This is a genomic window from Pseudomonas sp. Pseusp3 (assembly GCF_047304225.1).
Taxonomy (GTDB): Bacteria; Pseudomonadota; Gammaproteobacteria; order Pseudomonadales; family Pseudomonadaceae; genus Aquipseudomonas; species Aquipseudomonas fluorescens_CD.
In genome coordinates, this window is record NZ_JBGLYV010000035.1 from 20084 (window position 1) to 42253 (window position 22170).

Genomic DNA, 22170 nt, shown 5'->3' on the forward strand with positions numbered 1-22170 from the left:
TGCCTGATTACTTCAGGGTCACGGTACCTTTCATCATCGAGATGTGGCCCGGGAACGAGCAGAAGAAACCGTATTTTTCAGCGGCATCCAGCTTCGACACGTCGAAGGTCACCGAGTCGGTTTCATTGGCGCCGATGATCTTGGTGTGGGCGATCACGCGGGCGTCGCCTTCCTTCAGGTAGTTCTTGTCGATGCCGGCGCTCAGGCCGTCGGTGGCGATCGGCTGCATGTCGGCTTCTTTGCTCAGCACCCAGTTATGGCCCATGACGTTCTTCGGCAAGCTGCCGGAGTGCTTGAGTTCCACGGTAAACGTCTTACAGCTCTTGTCGATTTCAATGGCCTTCGTGTCGAAAGACATCTGGTCGGTGGAGTCGACGGTGACTTTGCACTCTGCAGCCATCAATTGGCTGCTGGCCAGTGTCAGCAGGGATACCGCAACAAGTTTGGCAAACATGGTGAATCTCCAAGGCAGGGTTAGCAGAAATGCGAATGGACAGAAGACTGCCTGAAAACTTCGCAAGTTCATATGACTTGAATCAAAAATTGTATACAACTTTCGGGCTATGGGCACGATGCAAACAATCTACCGGCCAGGCGTCTGGTCCGGCCCTATCATCAGGCCGTCCCCCCCTCTCCACCCAAAAAAGCCGGAGCACTGATCATGTCCATCAACAGCCTGTTGTGCAGTTTGCTCGCCGCCTACGCCTGCGGCGCCAGCGGAACGTACGAAACGCCGAAACACGAAGTCTAGCCCTTGGAGGGCCGTGCGCATGCCTTTACTCTGTGGCCCTGATCGACCAAGGAGCAAGGCATGTCTTTAACATCCGTTTGTGTATTTTGTGGTGCCAGCACCGGCACCAACCCGGCTTACCATGAAGCAGCCGTGGCTCTTGGCCGGGCTTTGGCCGAACGCAAGCTGACCCTGGTGTACGGCGGTGGCGCCGTGGGCCTGATGGGCATTGTCGCTGATGCGGCCCTGGCGGCCGGCGGTGAAGTGATCGGCATCATCCCGCAAAGCCTCAAGGACAAGGAAATCGGCCACAGCGGCCTGACTCGCCTGGAAGTCGTTGATGGCATGCACGCGCGCAAGGCCCGGATGGCCGAGCTCAGTGATGCCTTTATCGCGCTGCCCGGTGGCCTTGGCACCCTCGAAGAACTGTTCGAAGTCTGGACCTGGGGCCAGCTCGGCTACCACGGCAAACCGTTGGGTTTGCTGGAGGTGAACGGTTTCTACAGCAAATTGACGTCTTTTCTCGATCACATCGTCGGCGAAGGCTTCGTTCGCGGGCAGCACCGTGACATGCTGCAAGTGAGCGAGTCGCCGCAAACCCTGCTCGATGCCCTGGATGCCTGGCAACCGTCCATAGCGCCAAAATGGGCCGAGCAAAAACCCAGCTAACGGCTCGACACCGATACAGGGCAGAATATGCGCCGCTCAACCTCACCTTCGACCCCAGAGGATCGCCCATGGCCAAACCTAATTACTCCTTCGCCAAACGTCAGAGAGACTTGGCCAAGGAGCAGAAGAAAGAGGAAAAGCTTCAGCGCAAGAAAGCTACAGCTGAAGAAGCTGCCCTGAACCCTGAGGGTGAAGTGGCGGCAGGAGATGATGTTGATGCACCGAAAGACTCGGCGCCCGACGCCTGAGAACCTCCGGGCCGGTTGATCTGATCCGGCCCACCGGATCTGTGTCCGTGTAGGAGCGAGCTTGCTCGCGAAGATATCGAAGACAGCGCGTTTTTCCAGACAGGACGCGTCATCGTTGACGTCCATCGCGAGCAAGCTCGCTCCTACAGGGTGGATCGTTGTTATTCCAGTGGCATCACCGTTACCCGAACTTCCGGGTCGTGGTTCCCTCCTCCCAGTATTACCCCCCGCAATGGCGACACATCGGAAAAATCCCGGCCCCAGGCCAGGGTGATGTGCTCCAGCGCCGGTTGCACATTGTTGGTCGGGTCGAAATCCACCCACCCCAGCACCGGGCAAAACACCGATACCCAGGCGTGAGACGCATCAGCACCAATCAGCCGTGGCTGGCCCGGCGGTGGCTGGGTCAGCAAATAGCCGCTGATGTACCGTGCCGCCAACCCACGGGAGCGCACGCAAGCGAGCATCAGGTGAGCAAAGTCCTGACAGACCCCGCGTCGGCGCTCCAGCACCTCTACCAGCGGCGTCGCCACCTGTGTCGCTTCGGCATCGAAGGTGAACTCGCTGAAGATTTTCTCCATCAGCGCCTGCACGCCGAGTAGCAACGGTCGACCCGCCGGGAAGCAACTTTCGGAAAACTCCACGAAGTTTTTCTTCAAATGCACATACGGCGATTCAAACCGGTATCGGCAGGCTTCCAGCAATTGAGGCGACAGCGGCTGGCTGCTGTAGGTCAGCGCACTTCGTGTGCCTTCCCACGCCGGAGACCGGCTGAAGTCCGACACAGGTCGGGGCAACACCTCGATCGTGAGGCTGGCGTTGACCAGCAGTTCATCGTGGGGACGCTCGAACGCCAGCCGGGTCAGCGGGTTGCCGAATACATCCAGTTCATCGCGACGCGAGGTCGGCTGCGGACTGATCTGCAACTGCCGGTCGGTGCAGCGCTGCCATTCACAAGGCCGCGGCCACAAATGCGCCAGTTGCTGGGCCAGGGACACCGGGCTGTCGTAGTGATAATGGGTGTCGTGGAAAATCTGGTAGTGAGCGCTCATCAGACGGACACCGTGCGCTGGCTGACATCGTCGACATGGGCGAAGTGTCGCAGCGCCAGGCGATCGGAAACCTGCCCGCTGGCGTCAGCGATCTCTTGCAGCAGCGCGGCCAGCCCCTCGATGGCGGCGCGAACACTCGCGTCACCGAACAGCGGGTTTTCCAGGCAGCCCAGATCGAATCGCGCCAGACGCTCGACCAATTGCGGCAGTGCGGCTTCGCGCGGCACCGCAAAGTCATCATTGAGGCGCTTGAGGGTGCGCGTCACCAGTTTCAACTGGAACAACACGGCGTGAGGGTTCTGCTCGTCGAGCAACAACAGGTCGAGCACCGGGATCAGCTGCGCCACCGCCAGGTAGCGAGAACGGTAGGTGATACTGCTGTTGCCCAGTTCCAGCAACCATTCCAGCCCGGCCTGATCGAAAGCCCCGGCACCCCGCAGGAACGCCGCCAGGCTGCCGCTGAGAAATTGCAGTCGCTCGAGCCGCCGGCCAATCATCAGGAAACGCCAGCCTTCGTCCCGGGTCATGTCATCCAGGGCAAAGCCGGACAGCGCCGCCAGGGACATCACCAGACGGTTGAGGAAGTCCAGCAACTCGCCGAAATCCGGCTCTTCGGTTTCCAGCTCCATGGCTTCACGCTGCAATTCCACCAGCGCCTGCCAGTTTTCCCGCGAGAGCTTGCCGCGCACCTGCGAAGCCGCCCACTGCAAGCGTTGCAGGTTGGAACGCAGGCTGAACGGCCAGTCATCGCCGAGCAGCGCCGCCAACAAGCGTTCCGGCAACTCACCCTCATCGGGCAGCAGCATCAGCCGCTCGCCCAGATCCACCGCCGCCTGCAGGGCTTGCGGGTCGTCGCCATCGACATAGCGCGCCAGCATGATGCGCAGCAAACGGGCACTGTCGTCGCAACGTTCGCAGTAACGACCAAACCAGAACAGGTTTTCCACCACCCGCGATGGCAGGTACGGATCGCGCCGCACCAGGTCATGCACACCGATGTTGCGTTGGGCCTTCCATTGCTCGCCGCTGGGCGCACGATCGCCCAGCACCCAGGTGTCCTTGCTGGCGCCGCCGCGCTGCATCGACACCACTTCGGCATCGGCCTGGGCGGCGACCCGGGTCAAGCCACCGGGCAGCACCCGATATCCCTCGCGGCTGGCGACCGCATACACGCGCATGCCGATGGCACGAGGTTGCAACTGACCGTCTTCGGCTTGCCAGATCGGCGCCTGAGACAATTGCGCAAGTTCTTGCGCCACATAAGCGTATGGCCGTGCCTGCATGCGCTCGGCGAGCTCCTGGCGCTGTTTTTCACTCAAGTCACGGCCAAATACCGGTGCAAAGCTCTGGGACGGAAACGCCGGCTTGATCAGCAGTTCCGGCAGTTTTTCCAGGGCCTGGGCCAATACCGGCGCCTCGCCGCACCACCAGGTGGCGATGGACGGCAGGATCAGTTCTTCGCCGAACAGGAATTGATTGATCTTCGGCAGGAAACCCAACAGACCGGGCGACTCCAGCACACCGCTGCCCAGAGCGTTGGCCACCAGCACCCGCCCCTGCCGCACAGCCTCAAGCAGCCCCGGCACCCCCAGGGCCGAGTCGGTACGCAGCTCCAGCGGGTCGCAGAAATCATCGTCGAGCCGGCGCATGATCGCGTGGACCCGGCGCAGGCCACTGAGGGTCTTCAGGTAGACCGTGGCGTCGCGCACCGTCAGGTCGCCGCCCTCCACCAGTGGGTAGCCAAGCTGTCGAGCGAGGTACAGATGTTCAAAATAGCTTTCGTTGAAACGCCCCGGCGTCAGTAGCACGACCAGTGGCGCGTCCCCGTCACTCGGGGCCTGACGAGCCAGCGTTTCCTGCAAGGTGCGGAAGAACCCGGCCAGGTGTTGCACTTTCAGATCGCGGTACAACTCGGGAAAGGCCCGGGACACAATCGTGCGGTTTTCCAGCGCATACCCGGCACCCGAAGGCGCCTGGGTACGATCCGCCGTGACCCACCAGCGGCCATCGGGTGTGCGCGCCAGATCCACGGCATACAGATGCAGAAAGACCCCGTCAGGCGGGCTGATGCCCTGACAGGGCCAAAGAAAATTATTGTGACCGAACACCAGTTCCGCCGGCAGCAACCCCTCGGCAATCAGGCGCTGTGGCCCGTACAGGTCAGCCAGCACGGCATTGAGCAACCTGGCCCGTTGTGCGATGCCGACCGCCAGGCGCTCCCACTCATCATCAGCGATGATATGCGGCAGCAGGTCCAGCTCCCATGGCCGGTCAGCGCCCTTGGGATCGGCATAAACGTTATAGGTAACGCCGTTTTCCTGAATCTGCCGGGTCAGCAGGGCCTGACGCTGCACCAATTGCGCCGGCGTGCTGCGTTGCAACTGCTCGAACAGCCGGCGCCAGTGCGGGCGCACGGCGCCACAGTCGTCGAGCAGTTCATGATAGGTGCCCGCCGTCAGCGGGTAGCGGTCTAGCAGGTCAGGCATGGAAAGCTCGGCAGACAGCAATGAATGGTCAGACTAACGCAGGCTCGTGACGCCCGGATATACGAAAAATCCGAGCGTCGCGCACGGTTCAGAAACGTCGCAAATCGAGTGTCATCGGTAGCTCGTCGTTAATTTCCATGTTGGGTACAGGAAGCTTCCCTGGCGTGTGTCCGATACGGAAGAAACGCGCCATGCGCCGGCTCTCGGCCTCGTTGGCATTGACCGGCAAGCTGTCGTAATTGCGCCCGCCCGGATGAGCGACGTGGTACTGGCAGCCGCCCAGCGATCGCTGCATCCAGGTATCGAGCAGGTCAAATACCAGCGGCGCATGGACCGGGATGGTCGGTTGCAGGCAGTTGGCCGGTTGCCAGGCTCGAAAGCGTACGCCGGCCACGAACTCGCCGACCCGCCCCGTGGGCTGCAACGGCACCGGGATACCATTACAGGTCAGCAGATATCGCTGGGGCGGCAAGCCGCTGAGCTTGACCTGCAAACGCTCCAGCGACGAATCCACGTAACGCACCGTACCGCCCATGGCGCCCTCTTCACCCAGCACGTGCCAGGGCTCGAGCGCCTGGCGCAGTTCCAGCGCGATACCACTGACGGCGTAATCGCCAACCTTGGGAAAACGGAACTCCAGATGCGCGGCGAACCATTCGGCCCGCACCGGATAACCGGCGGCGTTGAGGTCGACGATGACATCGGCGAAGTCTTGCTCGATAAAGTGCGGCAACAGGAAGCGATCGTGCAGCTCCGTGCTCCAGCGCGCCAGTTTCTGCGGTGCATAGGGCTCGCGCCAGAACCGCGCCACCAGCGCCCGCAGCAACAACTGTTGCGCCAGGCTCATGCGGGCGTGGGGCGGCATCTCGAACGCACGCAGCTCCAGCAATCCGAGACGTCCGGTGGCACCGTCCGGCGAATAGAGTTTGTCGATGCAGAACTCGGCGCGGTGGGTGTTGCCGGTCACATCGATCAGCAGGTTGCGCAGCAGTCGATCCACCAGCCATGGCGGACATTCCTCACCCGCTTCAGGCATTTGCGCGAAGGCAATTTCCAGTTCGTACAAGGCATCGTTGCGTGCTTCGTCGACCCGCGGTGCCTGGGACGTCGGGCCGATGAACAATCCGGAAAACAGGTAGGACAGCGACGGATGGTTGTGCCAGTAGCTGATCAGGCTGCGCAGCAGATCCGGGCGACGCAGAAACGGCGAGTCCCCCGGGGTCGCGCCACCCAGCACGAAATGGTTACCGCCTCCCGTACCGGTGTGCCGACCGTCGATCATGAATTTCTCAGTGGTCAGCCGGGTCTGGCGCGCTTCTTCGTAAAGGAATTCAGTGCGCTCGACCAATTCATCCCAGGTTGCGGACGGCTGCACGTTGACTTCGATCACCCCCGGATCCGGGGTGATACGGAAGTTGCTCAGGCGTGGATCGCTCGGCGGCTCGTAGCCCTCCAGCAATACCGGGCACATCAGCTCTTCAGCGGTGGCTTCGATGGCAGCGACCAGTTCGAGGTAATCCTCGACCCGCTCCAGCGGTGGCATGAACAGGTACAAACGGCCTTCCCGCGCCTCGGCGCAGAACGCCGTGCGGGTCAGCCAGTCGGCGGATTCATCGATCTTCGGTACGCGCTCCTGCACCTCGGCAGTCTCGCCCCGGCTTTGCAGTTGCGCGGTGTCGGGCAGCGGCGGGAAATCCTGATTCGGGTCTCGCGGATGAATAAACGGATATTCCGCCGCTTTCACCCACGGCTGCGAACCCAGCGGCAAGCGATAACCCAGCGGCGAGTCCCCCGGCACCAGTCGGCAGTGCTCATCGCGCAGATACCAGCGGCCGCTCTGCCACTGATCGCCCTTGGCGGTGCGCGCCAGCGGAAGGACCTGGCCGATGACCTTGTCCAGGCCTTGACTGAAGACCTTGCGCAGACGCGCACGCTCCAAAGGCTCTTCCAGGCGCGAATCTTCGGCGCTGACGTTTTGCGGCAACATCCCTTCGCGCCAGAGGTAATAAAAATTGTCTTCGTAGGCTGGAAACACAAAGCGTGTCGGAATGTTCAAACGCTCGGCCACGCTTGCCAGAAAACGCCCGGCCAGTGCGCCATCGACACCGTAGTCTTCCTGTTCATCGGCGATCAGCGCGCTGTTGTGCCAGATCGGCACGCCGTCACGGCGCCAATAGCAATTGAGCGACCAGCGCGGCAGTTGCTCGCCGGGGTACCACTTGCCCTGCCCGAAATGCACCAGCCCCTTGGGCGCGTAGTGTCTACGCAGGCGCTGGAACAGCTCGGCGGACAGCCGCCGTTTATCCGGCCCCAGTGCCGTGGTGTTCCACTCGGCGCCGTCCGGGTCATCAATGGACACGAAGGTCGGCTCGCCGCCCATGGTCAGGCGCACATCGCCTTCCAGCAAATCGGCATCGATCTGTCGGCCCAGGGCTTGAATCGCCAGCCATTGGTCGTCGGTGTAGGGCTTGGTGACCCGTGGTGCTTCCCAAACCCGCTCCACAGACATTTCGTGGCTGAATTCACACTCGCACGGTTCCACCAGGCCACTGATCGGCGCCGCAGAGGACGGATCGGGACTACAGGCCAACGGAATATGTCCTTCACCGGCAAACAGCCCGGAGGTCGCATCCAGGCCGATCCAGCCGGCACCGGGCAAGTACACCTCGCACCAGGCGTGCAGGTCAGTGAAATCCACTTCGGTGCCGGACGGGCCGTCAAGACTTTTGACGTCGGCGGTCAGCTGGATCAGGTAGCCCGATACGAAACGCGCCGCCAGTCCCAGGTTGCGCAACAGTTGCACCAGCAACCAGGCGGAATCGCGGCACGAACCGGAGGCCTGTTCGAGGGTGTGTTCAGGTGTTTGTACGCCGGGCTCCATGCGAATCAGGTAGTCGATGTCTTCGCTCAGGCGCTGGTTGAGCGCGACGAGAAAATCCACGGCAGGCAACGGCGTGCGGTCGATGCCGTCCAGATAGGCCTTGAACTTCGGCGTCAGGGGCAGGGTTTCCAGGTACGGCGCCAGTTCCTTGCGCTCGTCGGCGGCATAGGTAAAAGGGATTTTTTCCGCGTAGGGCTCAAGGAAGAAATCAAACGGATTGAAGATCGCCATCTCAGCCAGCAGGTCGACTTCGATCCGCAGCTCTTCAGTCTTCTCCGGGAACACCAGCCGCGCCAGATAATTGCCTTGAGGATCCTGCTGCCAGTTGATGAAGTGCTGCTCGGGCGAGACTTTCAGCGAATAGGACAGAATCCGCGTGCGGCTGTGAGCGGCGGGACGCAGGCGAACAATCTGCGGGCCAAGCTCGACAGCGCGGTCATAGCGGTAATGCGTGACATGGTGCAATGCGACATGAATCGACACGGCGTGCCTCCTGCGAGCCTTGAGCGTTTTGGAAAGCGCGCAAGACTTATGCCATCCAGCAACGCTGGCGCTTTCCTCGGTTGCCTGAGGCAGTACAGCACCAAAATCGGGCGATGCGCAGAATTGGCTTGCAAGAGTTGCACGTATTTGTGGCGTTCAGTTGCATAGTCGCCGCCAAACCCGGCCTCTTCGCGAGCAAGCCCGCTCCCACAGGGGGGAATGCATTTCATTGTGGGAGCGGGCTTGCTCGCGAAGAGGCCAGTTGCCACACCCCACTTTCAGGCTGTGATACAGCTTTTACTCCTCCAGAAACGCAAAACGCCAACCCGAAGGTTGGCGTTCTGTTCAGCGCAGGCGCGGCTTAGCGCGGCACGACCGGCTTGCGAGCCGGCTTCGGCCCCTTGCCCTTGGCCGCTTCCTTGCGCTCCTTGGCCGCCTGCTGGTTGCGGGCGAACGCCGCAGCCTTGGCCTGTTCGCGCTTGTCCCACGGATTGCCGCCATCGCTGGCACGCGGTGGCAGGCCAGTGTGCTGGGTGAGGATCTTGGTGGTCTTTTCCTTGGCCACTTTATGGCTGCCGGCCGGCGTCGAATTCTTGCGACGGGCGCTCTGGTAGCTGTCGGTCGATGGCTGGTGCAAAGGAATCAACTGGTTCTTGCCCGGCCCGATCAGGTCGGCGCGGCCCATGCGGGTCAGAGCCTCACGCAGCATCGGCCAGCCTTTCGGGTCGTGATAACGCAAGAACGCCTTGTGCAGACGACGCTGCTCTTCGCTCTTGACGATGGTCACCGCGTCACTCTTGTAGGTGACCTTGCGCAGCGGGTTCTTGCCCGAGTGGTACATCGCGGTGGCGGTGGCCATCGGCGACGGGTAGAACGCCTGCACCTGGTCGGCACGGAAGCCGTTGCCCTTGAGCCACAGGGCCAGGTTCATCATGTCTTCGTCGGTGGTGCCCGGGTGGGCGGCGATGAAGTACGGAATCAGGTACTGCTCTTTCCCGGCTTCCTTCGAATACTTCTCGAACATGCGCTTGAACTTGTCATAGCTGCCGATGCCCGGTTTCATCATCTGGTTGAGCGGACCTTCCTCGGTGTGTTCCGGGGCGATCTTCAGGTAGCCACCGACGTGGTGGGTCACCAGTTCCTTGACGTACTCCGGCGACTCGACCGCCAGGTCATAGCGCAGGCCGGAAGCGATCAGGATTTTCTTCACACCCGGCAACTCACGGGCACTGCGGTACAGCTGGATCAGCGCCGAGTGGTCGGTGTTCAGGTTCGGGCAGATGCCAGGGAACACACACGATGGCTTGCGGCACGCGGATTCGATTTCCGGGCTCTTGCAGGCGATGCGGTACATGTTCGCGGTCGGGCCGCCGAGGTCGGAGATCACGCCGGTAAAACCCGGGACCTTGTCGCGAATCTCTTCGATTTCGCGAATGATCGATTCGTGGGAACGGTTCTGGATGATCCGGCCTTCGTGCTCGGTGATCGAGCAGAAGGTGCAGCCGCCGAAGCAGCCACGCATGATGTTCACCGAGAAACGGATCATCTCGTAGGCCGGGATCTTTTCCTTGCCGTACGCCGGGTGCGGAATGCGCTGATAAGGCATGCCGAACACGTAGTCCATTTCTTCGGTGGTCATCGGAATCGGTGGCGGGTTGAACCAGACGTCCACTTCGCCGTGCTTCTGCACCAAGGCGCGGGCGTTGCCCGGGTTGGTCTCCAGGTGCAGCACGCGGTTGGCGTGGGCGTAGAGCACCGCGTCGTTGCGGACCTTTTCCACCGACGGCAAACGGATAACGGTCTTGTCGCGGGTCATGCGCGGGCTGGCCAGGATCTGCACGACCTTGGCTTCCTGCGGATCCTCGACCGGGCCCTTCTCCTGCTCGATGGCGCAGGCGGCGGTGTCCTGGGTGTTGACGTACGGGTTGATGATCTTGTCGATCTTGCCCGGACGGTCGATACGCGTGGAATCGACCTCGTACCAGCCTTGCGGCGTGTCACGACGGATGAACGCGGTGCCGCGCACGTCGGTGATGTCTTCGATCTTGTGACCATAGGACAGGCGCTGGGCAACCTCGACGATGGCCCGCTCGGCGTTGCCGTACAGCAGGATGTCGGCGCTGGCGTCGATCAGGATCGAGTTACGCACACGGTCCTGCCAGTAATCGTAGTGAGCGATGCGGCGCAGCGACGCTTCGATGCCGCCGAGGACGATCGGCACGTGCTTGTAGGCTTCCTTGCAGCGCTGGCTGTACACCAGGCTGGCGCGGTCCGGACGCTTGCCGGCCAGGCCACCCGGCGTGTAGGCATCGTCGGAACGGATTTTCTTGTCGGCGGTGTAGCGGTTGATCATCGAGTCCATGTTGCCGGCCGCGACACCGAAGAACAGGTTCGGCTCGCCGAGCTTCATGAAGTCGTCTTTGGACTGCCAGTTCGGCTGGGCAATGATCCCGACGCGGAAGCCCTGGGACTCCAGCAGCCGGCCGATGATCGCCATGCCGAACGACGGGTGGTCGACGTACGCATCACCGGTGACGATGATGATGTCGCAGGAATCCCAGCCGAGCTGATCCATCTCCTCCCTGCTCATGGGCAGGAACGGCGCTGGCCCGAAACATTCGGCCCAGTACTTGGGATAGTCAAATAACGGCTTGGCTGCTTGCATGTCGATAACCGGTGTTGGCTTTCATTGAATTTCGCGGGCGCGGAATATAGCACAAATTTTGACCAATTCCGACGGCTGTGGTCGGAAATTGCGTGCACCCCATGTGGGAGCGGGCTTGCTCCGGGCGGCGCTCCGACGAAGGCGGGGTGTCAGTCGATATTGATGTTGCCTGACACTCCGCCTTCGCGAGCAAGCCCGCTCCCACAGGTTATTCGTCGTCATCGAAGTTGTAGCTACCCGGCGCCAGGTTCTCGAAACGGGTGTATTTACCGATGAAGGCCAGACGGATAAAACCGATCGGGCCGTTCCGCTGCTTGCCGATGATGATCTCGGCAATGCCCTTGTGCTCGGTTTCCGGGTGATACACCTCGTCGCGATAAACGAACATGATCACGTCGGCGTCCTGCTCGATCGCTCCGGATTCCCGCAAGTCGGAGTTCACCGGACGCTTGTTCGGCCGCTGTTCCAGGGAACGGTTGAGCTGCGAGAGCGCCACCACCGGGCAGTTGAATTCCTTGGCCAGGGCTTTCAGGGATCGGGAGATCTCGGAAATCTCGTTGGTCCGGTTGTCACCGCTGGAGCCCGGGATCTGCATCAATTGCAGGTAGTCGATCATGATCAGGCCGACATCGCCATGCTCACGCACCAGGCGGCGGGTCCGGGCGCGCATTTCCGACGGGCTGATGCCCGCGGTATCGTCAATGAACAGCTTGCGGTCGTTGAGCAGGTTGACCGCCGAGGTCAGGCGCGGCCAGTCGTCGTCTTCCAGTTGACCGGAACGGACCTTGGTCTGGTCGATGCGCCCCAGGGACGACAACATACGCATGATCAGCGATTCGCCTGGCATCTCGAGGGAGTAAACCAGGACAGCCTTCTCGCTGCGCAATACGGCGTTTTCCACCAGGTTCATCGCAAAGGTGGTTTTACCCATGGACGGACGGCCGGCGACGATGATCAAGTCGGCCGGTTGCAGGCCGCTGGTCTTCTCGTCGAGGTCGGTGTAGCCGGTGGACAGGCCTGTAATGGCGTTGTCGGTGTTGAACAGGGTGTCGATGCGGTCGATGGCCTTGGTCAGCAGGTCGTTGACGCCCACCGGGCCACCGGTCTTTGGTCGGGCCTCGGCGATCTGGAAAATCTGGCGTTCGGCTTCGTCGAGAATCTCGGCGGCGGTGCGACCTTCCGGGTTGAAAGCGCTATCGGCGATTTCAGTGCTGATACCGATCAACTGGCGCAGTGTCGCCCGTTCACGAACGATCTGCGCATAAGCCTTGATGTTGGCGACGGATGGCGTGTTTTTCGCCAGCTCACCGAGGTAACCGAGGCCGCCGACTTGCGAAGTCTGACCTTCCTTGTCCAGTTGTTCGGACAGGGTCACGACGTCGATCGGCATGTTCTGATCGGCCAGCTTGGCGATCGCACGGAAAATCAGGCGGTGGTCATGTCGATAGAAATCGCCGTCAGAGACTTGATCGAGCACGCGTTCCCAGGCGTTGTTGTCCAGCATCAGACCACCGAGCACGGCCTGTTCGGCCTCGATGGAGTGCGGCGGCACCTTCAGGGCGGCGGTTTGCAGATCGTATTGCTCGGGAGCGGAGATATCGTTCATGGCCACTTGTGTTTTGGGTGATGAAAAGCAGGGGGTTCAGAAAGACAAAGGGCACGACCTGTAAACAGGATCGTGCCCGATGTTACCGGCAAGCACCCGAGGGTGCCAGCCGACAAGTGCTGCTTAAGCTGCTACCACGACAACGCGTACGGTGGCTTCAACTTCGGCGTGCAGGTGCACGGCTACGTCGAATTCGCCTACGTTGCGGATGGTGCCGTTCGGCAGACGAACTTCGCTCTTCTGCACTTCAACGCCGGAGGCGGTCAGTGCGTCAGCGATGTCGTGAGTACCGATCGAACCGAACAGCTTGCCTTCGTCGCCAGCGGTGGCAGTGATGGTCACTTCCAGCTCGGCCAGTTGGGCAGCGCGGCTTTCAGCCGATGCTTTGCGATCTGCTGCAGCTTTTTCCAGCTCGGCACGACGCTCTTCGAACGCAGCCAGGTTGGCTGGGGTCGCAGCGGTAGCTTTGCCGTAAGGCAGCAGGTAGTTACGACCGTAACCAGCCTTAACGTTCACTTTGTCACCCAGGTTGCCCAGGTTGGTGACTTTTTCCAGAAGGATCAGTTGCATGTGAAAATCCTCTTAACTTTTAACCTTCACCGTTCGCGTTATCGGCATCTTTCGGTGCCGAACGACCGCGAAAATCAATCAGGCTGTCGACGATGGCCAGGACCACCAGCAACGGATAGATCAGCTGCATGAACAGCAACAGCGTCACGTACAACCCCACCAGCCAGAACCTGGCCAGTCGCTTCTGCGCCACCAGCCCGTGAATCAGGGCCAGCCCGGCGAACACCAGCGGTACGCTGCACAACGGCGTCAACATGGCCATCTGCGAGCCGATGTTCGGCCCCAGAAGCATGCACGCCAGCAGCAACATCGCCGGCAACAGCGGGAAGCGGATGGCGCGAAACTCGCGACCAAAACCGCCCGGGTTGTACAACAACGCCTGCCAGTAGCGCCCGACAAGCAGGCTCAGCAAGCTGACGATTTGCAACAACGCCGCAATCAGGCCGGTCAGGACCGGTGCAATCAGGGACGCGAAACGCGCTTGTTCGTCTACCGACATCTTCTGGTAGACATCACCGAGTAGCGACGGCATGACCTTGATCAAAGCCTGCGCCAGCATCTCGATCTGGGGAGCAAAAGCTGTCCCCAACACCACTGAAAACACCACTCCCATCGCTATGCTGACCAGCAGCACGCGGTTCCAGGACTCGCTTGCGCGCAAAACCAACGCAAGGCTCGCAGACCCCAGCAGCACCAGAAGTGCCCGTGGGTCGTCGGAGTACAGCCACCAGACCAATGCCGGCAGCAGTCCCAGAGCAAGAACGCCCAGGGCGTCCCTCAATCCGCGCCGCAGGAGCACAAGGCATCCGGCGGCAGCACCCAACCAATACAACAACGGCATCGCCGCGCATCCAGCCACTACGAGAGTGGCCTGCATACGGCCGCGCATGATGAACTCAGCTATGGCCCGCATGCATTCAATCCTTTGCTACGAGTCGACTGCCCGGTCTCAGCGGCCGTGGCTGTCGGTGTAGGCCAGCAGGGCCAGGAAGCGGGCGCGCTTGATAGCGGTGGCCAGCTGACGCTGATAACGAGCTTTGGTACCGGTGATGCGGCTTGGAACGATTTTGCCGGTCTCGGATACGTAGGCTTTCAGGGTGTTGAGATCTTTGTAATCGATCTCTTTCACGTCTTCAGCGGTGAAGCGGCAGAATTTACGACGACGGAAGAAACGTGCCATTTGATAGGCTCCTTAAAAGGTCCGTGGATTACTCGTCAGCGTTATCGCTGTTGTCGCTGTCATCACTGTCAACGCTTTCAGCGCCTTCGTGCTCAGGACGGTCGCGACGCTCACGGCGCTCACTGCGGTTTTCTTCAGCCTTGAGCATCTCGGACTGGCCGGTAACGGCTTCGTCGCGACGGATGACCAGGTTACGGATCACTGCATCGTTGTAGCGGAAGTTGTCTTCCAGCTCGGCCAGGGCCTTGCCAGTGCACTCAACGTTCAGCATCACGTAGTGAGCCTTGTGAACATTGTTGATTGCGTAGGCCAGTTGACGACGGCCCCAATCTTCCAGACGGTGGATTTTGCCGCCGTCTTCTTCGATCAGCTTGGTGTAACGCTCAACCATGCCGCCGACTTGCTCGCTTTGATCCGGGTGGACCAAAAAGATGATTTCGTAATGACGCATGAATGCTCCTTACGGGTTGTAGCCTGCCGCTCAAAAGCGGTCAGACAAGGAGTGAATGACACTTATGGACTTGCGTGGGTAAGGCACATGAATGCCTGCCGTCACAGCAAGGGGCGCAATTGTAGAGAAGGGGCGAGGGAGGCGCAAGGTAATTGGTGATTATTTGAACAAACCTCGACACCCAAAAGCACTGTAGGAGCGAGCTTGCTCGCGAAGGTCGTCAACGATAACGAGGGGAAGCTGATGCCCCGCGGTGATCTTGAGTCCTTCGCGAGCAAGCTCGCTCCTACAAGTCGGTCGTGCGCCAATCAGGCTTTCTTGGCGGCCGCCGCAGCTTTCGCACCACGCTGACGCCGCGCCTCGAACAGGCACACGCCAGTCGCTACCGACACGTTGAGACTGCTGACGCTACCGGCCATCGGCAGATGCACCAGGTAGTCACAATGCTCGCGGGTCAGGCGACGCATGCCCTTGCCTTCGGCACCCATGATCAGGATGGTCGGCCCGGTGAGATCCTGGTCATACAGACTGACTTCGGCCTCCCCCGCCGTACCGACAACCCACAAGCCACGCTGCTGGAGCTTTTCCAGGGTGCGCGCCAGGTTGGTCACGGCCACCAGCGGAATCACTTCCGCCGCACCGCAGGCAACCTTTCGCACTACCGGCGTCAGGGTCGCGGACTTGTCCTTCGGCACGATCACAGCCAGTGCACCCGCCGCATCGGCAGAACGCAGGCAGGCGCCGAGGTTGTGCGGATCGGTCACGCCGTCGAGCACCAGCAACAACGGGGCGCCCTCGGTACGATCAAGCAGTTCGTCGAGCATCGCCTCGCCCCAGACCTGGCTAGGACTTACGTCCGCCACCACGCCCTGGTGCACGCCTTCAACCCAGGCGTCCATTTCACGACGCTCGGCCTGGCCGATCTGGACACGGTTTTCGTTGGCCAGTTCGATCAACGTCTGCACCCGCGGATCACCGCGACCTTCGGCCAGCCAGATCTGCTTTACGCGTTTCGGGTGATGACGCAACAACGCTTCTACAGCGTGTACGCCGTAGATCTTTTCCAACTGACTCATGGCTTGGCCTTAGGTTTACGCGCCCCGCCAGTCTTGGCTGGAGCCGAGCCCGCTTTTGGCGGACCTTTACGATGTTTGCTCGGTTTGGCTGGTTTGCCGCCGACAGCCTTGTCAGGCGCCGACCGGCTGGTCTTTCCCCCAGACGCCGCTTTACCGCCGCTTTTCGCACCGGCCAGCAACGCCTGTTTCATTTCACGACTCTTGCGCACTTCGGCGTTTTTCGCCGCCGCATCGCTTGGGCGATAGGCCTCGACAGCCTTTTCCTTGGCAGGACGACGACCGGTTTTCGCCGGGGCCGGTTCTGCGACTGTTTTTGTAGAGAGGGCCGCAGGTGCTGCCGCTTCCGTGCCACGCTTTTTGCGACCGATCGGCGCGCTGATGGTTTTTTCAGCCATCTCGAAGTCGATCTTGCGTTCGTCGAGGTCGACGCGCATGACCCGCACTTCCACGGTGTCGCCAAGGCGGAAACTGCGACCGGTACGCTCACCGGCCAGGCGGTGGTGCACAGGATCGAAGTGGTAGTAATCGCCCGGCAGCGCAGTGACGTGCACCAGGCCTTCGACGTAGATATCGGTCAGCTCGACGAACAGACCAAAACCGGTCACCGCGGTGATCACGCCCGGGAACGATTCGCCAACGCGATCCTTCATGAACTCGCACTTGAGCCAGTTCACCACGTCGCGGGTCGCTTCGTCGGCACGGCGCTCGCTCATCGAGCACTGCTCGCCGAGCTGCTCCAGGGCCGCTTCGTCGTACGGATAGATGCGCGCCTTCGGAATCGTCATCGCACCGGCACGACGAACGTGCGGGGTGTCCTGCTTCGAATGGATCACGCTGCGAATCGCCCGGTGCGTGAGCAAGTCCGGGTAGCGGCGGATCGGCGAAGTGAAGTGCGTGTACGCCTCGTAATTCAGGCCGAAGTGGCCTTGGTTATCGGCGCTGTACACCGCCTGGCTCAACGAACGCAGCATGACGGTCTGGATCAGGTGGAAATCCGGACGATCCTTGATACCGGCCAGCAGTGCCTGGTAATCCTTCGGCGACGGACCATCCTTGCCTTTGTGCAGGGACAGGCCGAGCTCGCCGAGGAAGGCGCGCAGCTTTTCCAGGCGCTCCGGTGGCGGACCATCGTGAACGCGATACAGCGCAGGGATTTCGTGCTTTTTCAGGAACTCGGCGGTGGCCACGTTGGCCGCCAGCATGCATTCCTCGATCAGCTTGTGCGCATCGTTGCGAATGGTCGGCCGGATTTCGGCGATCTTGCGCTCGGAACCGAAGATGATCCGGGTTTCCTGGGTTTCGAAATCGATCGCGCCACGTACGTGACGGGCGGCCAGCAATACCTTGTACAGCGAGTAGAGCTGCTTGAGGTGCGGCACCACGTCGGTGTATTCACCGCGAAGCTTGCGCGCCTCGGTGGCTTTCGGCGTTTCCAGCATCGCGCTGACCTTGTTGTAGGTCAGGCGGGCATGGGAGTGGATCACCGCTTCGTAGAAGCAGTAGTCGGTCATCTCGCCGGATTTGGAGATGGTCATCTCGCAAACCATGGCCAAGCGATCGACTTGCGGGTTCAGCGAGCACAAACCGTTGGACAGCTGCTCAGGCAGCATCGGAATCACGCGCTCGGGGAAGTACACCGAGTTGCCGCGAACCTGCGCCTCGGCATCCAGCGCCGAACCGAGCTTCACGTAGCTGGATACGTCGGCAATCGCCACGTACAGCTTCCAGCCGCCGGAGAACAGGCGCAGCTTGCCCGGACGGGCTTCGCAGTAGACCGCGTCATCGAAGTCGCGGGCATCTTCGCCGTCGATGGTGACGAACGGCAGATGACGCAGGTCGATACGCTTCTCTTTGTCTTTCTCTTCGACTTCCGGCTTGAGCTTGCCGGCTTCCTTGAGCACGGCCTCGGGCCAGACGTGGGGAATGTCATAGGTACGCAGGGCAACGTCGATCTCCATGCCCGGCGCCATGTAATTACCCACGACTTCAACCACGTCGCCTTGCGGCTGGAAGCGTGGCGTCGGCCAGTGAGTGATCTTCACTTCGACGAACTGACCGATCTGCGCGTTGGCGTTACGGCCCGGTGTGACCAGCACTTCCTGCTGGATCTTCGGGTTGTCGGCAACGACGAAACCGATACCGCCCTCTTCGAAGTAGCGACCGACGATGCTTTCGTGGGCGCGGGACACCACTTCGACGATCATGCCTTCGCGGCGACCGCGACGGTCCAGGCCGGATACACGGGCCAGGGCACGGTCACCGTCGAACACCAGACGCATCTGCGCCGGGCTCATGAACAGGTCGTCACTGCCGTCGTCCGGCACCAGGAAGCCGAAGCCGTCGCGGTGACCGCTGATGCGGCCCAGGATCAGGTCGAGCTTGTCCACCGGCGCATAAGTGCCGCGACGGGTATAGATGAGTTGAGCATCGCGCTCCATGGCGCGCAGGCGGCGGCGCAGGGCTTCGATCTGGTCTTCTGTGGTCAGACCAAACTCTTCGACCAGTTGCTCGCGGTTAGCAGGCGAACCTCGATCAGCAAGGTGCTGAAGGATCAGTTCGCGGCTAGGAATGGGGTTTTCATATTTTTCCGCTTCACGAGCGGCCTCGGGATCGAGGGACTGCCAATCGGCCATTAGAGAGTTTTCACCTTGTCTATATGCGGGTTAGTTTGGCATAGGCGTAATGAAACGGGAAATTTCAAGCTAAGACGACCCATCTAAAGCCCTGTATCGACACCTCAAAGCTGAATTGCAGACCGCTGGTGAATTTTTTCAGGTTTTTTTGAGGCCGGGGGTTTACAGTTAAAAAGACGCTCCGTATAGTGCGCGCCATCGACGACGCAGACGTTGCCGATAATGCCCAGATGGTGAAATTGGTAGACACGCCAGCTTCAGGTGCTGGTGACCTTACGGTCGTGGAAGTTCGAGTCTTCTTCTGGGCACCAATTTCGAGCTTGAGACTAGATCAATTTCAAGGCTCACACAAAAACCCGCGAAAGCGGGTTTTTGCATTTTGGGCCCCTGGTTTATTAATTTTAAAATCAGGGGTTTACAGATCAAAACGCTCTCCGTATAGTGCGCCACATCAACAGCGGCAACGCTGAAGATGAATGCCCAGATGGTGAAATTGGTAGACACGCCAGCTTCAGGTGCTGGTGGCCTTACGGCCGTGGAAGTTCGAGTCTTCTTCTGGGCACCAATTCAAATTCAAGGTTACGGCCTTGGATTTCACAAAAACCCGCGAAAGCGGGTTTTTGCGTTTCTGGCATTTGAAAACACGTCTCCCCCCCTCTCCCTGTAGGAGCGAGCTTGCTCGCGATGCATGCTCAGGCGACGCATTTCTTCAGACAACCCTCGATTACGTTCACGTCCATCGCGAGCAAGCTCGCTCCTACAAGGGATGTGAGCCAATTAGCAAACATATGCCAGCCACCGCAAGGCGCATTTGAGAAACAATATCGTTTATCATTGTTGCAAGTTTTTGCAATGCGACAGTGAGGAACCCTGCGAATGATGTTTCGAAATACCCTGCGCCGCGGCCTGACCATTACCCTGCTTGGCCTGGCACTCGCCACTCCCCTCACCCAAGCCGCCGACCCGGTTTCCCTGACTCTCTACAACGGCCAACACAAGGAAGTCGGCGACGCAGTCGCCAAAGCCTTCGAAGCCAAGACCGGCATCCACGTCAATGTGCGCAAAGGCAGCAGCAATCAGCTCGCCAGTCAGATCGTCGAAGAGGGCGATCGCTCCCCCGCCGACGTCATCTACACCGAAGAGTCGCCGCCACTGAACAAACTCGGCGAACAAGGCCTGCTGGCCAAGACGGATGACGCCACACTGGCCGTTCTGCCCAAGGAATACGTGGCCGGCAACGGCACCTGGATTGGCGTGACCGCCCGGGTGCGCGTCGTCGCCTTCAACCCGAAGCTGATCGATGAAAAAGACTTGCCCGCCTCGGTGATGGATTTCTCCAACCCCAAATGGCAAGGCAAAGTCGGCTTCGTGCCCACCAGCGGCGCCTTCCAGGAACAGGCCGTCGCGATCATCAAGGTGCACGGCATGGACGCCGCCGAAGAATGGCTGACCGGACTGCGCGCATTCGGCAAAACCTACAGCAACAACATGGTTGCACTGAAAGCCGTGGAAAATGGCGAAGTGGCCACTGTGTTGGTCAACAACTACTACTGGTTCGCCCTGCAGCGTGAAAAAGGCCAGCTCGACTCGAAGCTGCATTACTTCACAGGCGGCGATGTCGGCGGGCTCATCACCGTTTCCAGTGCAGCAGTCCTCAAATCCAGCAAACACCCCCAGGAAGCACAGCAATTGCTCGCCTATATGGCCAGCGAGGAAGGCCAGCGCGTGATCACCCAGACCACCGCCGAATACCCTCTGCACAAAGGCATGGAATCTGATCGCGGGCTCAAGCCATTCAGCGAACTGCAGGCGCCGAACGTGACGCCAGCCGACCTCGGCAATGCCGAAGAAGCCCTGGACCTGGAACGCGACGTTGGCTTGAACTGATGAGCGCATCGCTATCTGTCGCCAGCCTGCGCCGCAAGCGTCCCCCCATAGGGTTGGTGTTGCCGGTATTGCTGCTGGTCGTACTCAGCTTCCTGCCGCTGGCCTATGTCGGACTCAAAGCCTGGCAAGCAGGCTGGGCCCAAGCCTTGCACCTGCTGTGGCGGCCCTACGTATTCGGCCTGCTGCGCAACACCCTTGCATTGATGCTGGGCGTCACCCTCGCCTGCGGCGTGATCGGCCTGTCACTGGCGTGGCTGCTCGAACGCAGCAATCTGGCGGGACGCAGGATTTGGGGTGTAATCCTGTGCCTGCCGTTTGCCGTACCGGCCTTTGTCAGCAGCTTCACCTGGGTTTCGCTGAGCGCGCACTTTGAGGGGCTCGGCGGGGCGATCCTGGTGATGAGCCTGTCCAAGTACCCGCTGATTTTTCTGCCTGTGGCGGCAACCCTGCGCAACCTTGATCCATCCCTTGAAGAATCGGCCCGCACCTTGGGCCAGAATCGCTGGGGCGTGTTTTTCCGCGTCACCCTGCCCTTGCTCTGGCCATCGCTGCTGGCGGGCTCGTTGCTGATTGCGCTGCACATGCTGGTGGAGTTCGGCGCCCTGTCGATCATCGGCCTGCAAACCTTCACCACGGCGATCTATCAACAGTTCGAGCTGGAGTTCAGCAATGCCAACGCAGCGATGCTCTCCGCCGTACTGCTGATACTGTGCCTGGCGCTGCTGTGGCTGGAACTGCGCGTGCGCGGCAAGGGTCGACACGTGCGCACCGGCCAGGGTGCGGCGAGACACGCGGAACAGGTTCAACTGGGGCTGTGGGCAGTGGCAGGACAGCTTTATTGCCTGCTGCTGGCAATCATTGGCAGCGGGATTCCGCTGGGTATGCTGGGCTACTGGCTGGCGGTGGGATCATCGGCAGCCTTTCCCGTGGCGGCGATCGGCGAAGCATTGCTGTCATCCCTCGCACTGTCGCTGGGAGGCGCGGGGTTTTGCCTGGTGCTGGCAGTGCCGGTCGGCCTGCTGGTCGTACGCTACAAAGGGCAACTGGCGATCTGGGCCGAGCGCTTGCCGTATCTGCTGCACGCCCTGCCGGGGCTGGTCATTGCCCTGACCCTGGTGTATTTCGCCCTGCACTACTTGCCGATGCTTTACCAGACTTCGGCGTTGCTGCTCATCGCCTACACCCTGTTGTTTCTGCCACTGGCCCAGGCACCGATCCGCACCGCCCTGAACAAAGCGGCGCCGCAACTTGAAGAGGCGGCACGTACGCTGGGCGCCTCATCATTCAGCGCTTTTTGCCGAGTGACACTGCCGATTATCTTTCCGGCGCTGGGGGCGGCCTTTGCGCTGGTGTTCCTGGATGCGATGAAGGAACTGACGGCGACACTGCTGCTGAGCCCGACCGGACTCAATACCTTGGCGACAGAGGTGTGGGCGCATACCGCGAATGTGGAGTTTGCGGCGGCGGCACCTTATGCGGCGCTGTTGATTCTGGTGTCGGGATTGCCGGTTTATCTGCTGACGACGCGGATGTATCTGAGTCGCTGAGATCGC

General features: G+C 60.7%; 16 protein-coding genes and 2 tRNA genes. 6 read left to right on the plus strand and 12 right to left on the minus strand.

Translation table 11 applies throughout. The features are described 5' to 3' along the window. Positions 1–7 precede the first annotated feature (7 nt). Entirely contained in the window at positions 8–454 is a 447-nt protein-coding gene (gene azu / locus ACCD00_RS14205; RefSeq protein WP_008016873.1) for an azurin, read from the minus strand. A 357-nt stretch (positions 455–811) separates the two neighbouring features. On the opposite strand from azu, the gene ACCD00_RS14210 reads away from it, so the two are divergent. Both ACCD00_RS14210 and ACCD00_RS14215 read left to right on the plus strand, forming a co-directional pair. Beyond that, positions 812–1399 (plus strand): TIGR00730 family Rossman fold protein, encoded by a 588-nt coding sequence (locus ACCD00_RS14210; protein WP_413425389.1) that lies wholly within the window; start codon positions 812–814, stop codon positions 1397–1399. Between the two features lie 68 nt (positions 1400–1467). Then, entirely contained in the window at positions 1468–1647 is a 180-nt protein-coding gene (locus tag ACCD00_RS14215; RefSeq protein WP_413425391.1) for a hypothetical protein, read from the plus strand. 161 nt (positions 1648–1808) lie between these two features. Here ACCD00_RS14215 and ACCD00_RS14220 read toward each other — a convergent pair whose 3' ends face one another. The 11 genes from ACCD00_RS14220 to rnr form a co-directional block, all read right to left on the minus strand. After that, complete coding sequence (locus tag ACCD00_RS14220; protein ID WP_413425393.1) at positions 1809–2699, minus strand: transglutaminase family protein; 891 nt, start codon at positions 2697–2699, stop codon at positions 1809–1811. Beyond that, positions 2699–5185 carry a circularly permuted type 2 ATP-grasp protein gene (locus tag ACCD00_RS14225; protein WP_413425395.1) on the minus strand — a complete coding sequence of 829 codons (2487 nt, stop codon included), beginning with the start codon at positions 5183–5185 and terminating at the stop codon, positions 2699–2701. Before ACCD00_RS14225 ends, ACCD00_RS14220 begins: the two co-directional genes overlap by 1 nt. A gap of 88 nt (positions 5186–5273) precedes the next feature. Next, positions 5274–8549, minus strand: a complete 3276-nt coding sequence (locus ACCD00_RS14230; RefSeq protein WP_413425397.1) for a DUF2126 domain-containing protein — start codon at positions 8547–8549, stop codon at positions 5274–5276. A 361-nt stretch (positions 8550–8910) separates the two neighbouring features. Beyond that, entirely contained in the window at positions 8911–11214 is a 2304-nt protein-coding gene (locus tag ACCD00_RS14235; RefSeq protein WP_008016881.1) for a YgiQ family radical SAM protein, read from the minus strand. A 208-nt stretch (positions 11215–11422) separates the two neighbouring features. Continuing rightward, on the minus strand, positions 11423–12820 hold the full coding sequence (gene dnaB, locus ACCD00_RS14240; RefSeq protein ID WP_057397743.1) for a replicative DNA helicase: 1398 nt from the start codon (positions 12818–12820) through the stop codon (positions 11423–11425). Positions 12821–12943: 123 nt separating this feature from the next. After that, positions 12944–13390, minus strand: a complete 447-nt coding sequence (gene rplI, locus ACCD00_RS14245) for a 50S ribosomal protein L9 (protein ID WP_007973276.1) — start codon at positions 13388–13390, stop codon at positions 12944–12946. 19 nt (positions 13391–13409) lie between these two features. Beyond that, on the minus strand, positions 13410–14303 hold the full coding sequence (locus tag ACCD00_RS14250; protein ID WP_322615617.1) for a hypothetical protein: 894 nt from the start codon (positions 14301–14303) through the stop codon (positions 13410–13412). 36 nt (positions 14304–14339) lie between these two features. Further along, on the minus strand, positions 14340–14570 hold the full coding sequence (gene rpsR / locus ACCD00_RS14255) for a 30S ribosomal protein S18 (RefSeq protein ID WP_002551829.1): 231 nt from the start codon (positions 14568–14570) through the stop codon (positions 14340–14342). A gap of 28 nt (positions 14571–14598) precedes the next feature. Beyond that, on the minus strand, positions 14599–15021 hold the full coding sequence (rpsF, locus tag ACCD00_RS14260) for a 30S ribosomal protein S6 (protein WP_007982042.1): 423 nt from the start codon (positions 15019–15021) through the stop codon (positions 14599–14601). Positions 15022–15329: 308 nt separating this feature from the next. Then, the gene (gene rlmB, locus ACCD00_RS14265; RefSeq protein WP_413425400.1) at positions 15330–16097 is read right to left on the minus strand and encodes a 23S rRNA (guanosine(2251)-2'-O)-methyltransferase RlmB; all 768 of its coding nucleotides are present in this window, start codon (positions 16095–16097) and stop codon (positions 15330–15332) included. Further along, positions 16094–18730, minus strand: coding sequence for a ribonuclease R (gene rnr / locus ACCD00_RS14270; RefSeq protein WP_413425402.1), 2637 nt, complete (start codon positions 18728–18730; stop codon positions 16094–16096). The genes rlmB and rnr overlap by 4 nt, the downstream gene beginning before the upstream one ends. Before the next feature lie 224 nt (positions 18731–18954). On the opposite strand from rnr, the gene ACCD00_RS14275 reads away from it, so the two are divergent. From ACCD00_RS14275 to ACCD00_RS14290, 4 genes are all read left to right on the plus strand, one after another. Beyond that, positions 18955–19041: transfer RNA gene (locus ACCD00_RS14275), tRNA-Leu, on the plus strand. Positions 19042–19208: 167 nt separating this feature from the next. Next, a tRNA-Leu gene (locus tag ACCD00_RS14280) sits at positions 19209–19295 on the plus strand. A 311-nt stretch (positions 19296–19606) separates the two neighbouring features. Then, entirely contained in the window at positions 19607–20617 is a 1011-nt protein-coding gene (locus ACCD00_RS14285) for an extracellular solute-binding protein (protein WP_413425404.1), read from the plus strand. Then, positions 20617–22164, plus strand: coding sequence for an ABC transporter permease (locus ACCD00_RS14290; protein WP_413425406.1), 1548 nt, complete (start codon positions 20617–20619; stop codon positions 22162–22164). Before ACCD00_RS14285 ends, ACCD00_RS14290 begins: the two co-directional genes overlap by 1 nt. Positions 22165–22170: the final 6 nt, after the last annotated feature.